The sequence below is a fragment of the Streptococcus parasanguinis genome, from assembly GCF_047463195.1.
Lineage (GTDB): Bacteria > Bacillota > Bacilli > Lactobacillales > Streptococcaceae > Streptococcus > Streptococcus parasanguinis_R.
Genome location: NZ_JASHEI010000020.1, coordinates 1 through 621, shown reverse-complemented (window position 1 = coordinate 621; position 621 = coordinate 1). Strand labels below are relative to the sequence as shown.

The 621-nt window shown below is 36.2% G+C and carries 1 protein-coding gene; it reads left to right on the top strand.

All coding sequences use genetic code 11. The annotated features are described in order from the left end of the window. Positions 1–590, top strand: a 590-nt coding sequence (locus QM870_RS10205; protein WP_414369491.1) for an IS3 family transposase, incomplete at its 5' end; no start/stop codon positions are given. Between the last annotated feature and the right edge of the window lie 31 nt (positions 591–621).

The following is a 621-nucleotide window of genomic DNA, read 5'->3' as shown; positions in this document are numbered from 1 at the left end:
GTGCTCGTATTCGTCGTAAACGGAAGTATTCTTCATACCAAGGAGAGATTGGTAAGAAAGCAGATAATCTTATTCAACGCCAATTTGAAGCAACCAAGCCAATGGAAAAGTGCTACACAGATGTGACCGAGTTTGCCATTCCAGCAAGCAATCAAAAACTTTATTTATCGCCAGTTTTAGATGGTTTTAATAGCGAAATTATCGCCTATAATCTTTCGACTTCACCGAATTTAGAACAAGTGAAAGCTATGTTAGACCAGGCCTTTACTGAGAATCATTACACAAATACAATTCTTCATAGTGATCAAGGATGGCAGTATCAACACCAGTATTATCATCGTTTTTTAGAGGATAAAGGAATTCAACCGTCCATGTCACGTAAAGGAAACAGCCCAGACAACGGCATGATGGAATCCTTCTTTGGCATTTTGAAATCGGAAATGTTTTATGGTTACGAGAATACATTTAAGTCACTTAACCAATTGGAACAAGCTATTGTAAACTATATTGACTATTACAACAACAAACGAATTAAGGTAAAACTAAAAGGACTTAGTCCTGTGCAATACAGGACTAAATCCTTAACTTAAATTATTTGTCTAACTTTTTGGGGTCAGTACA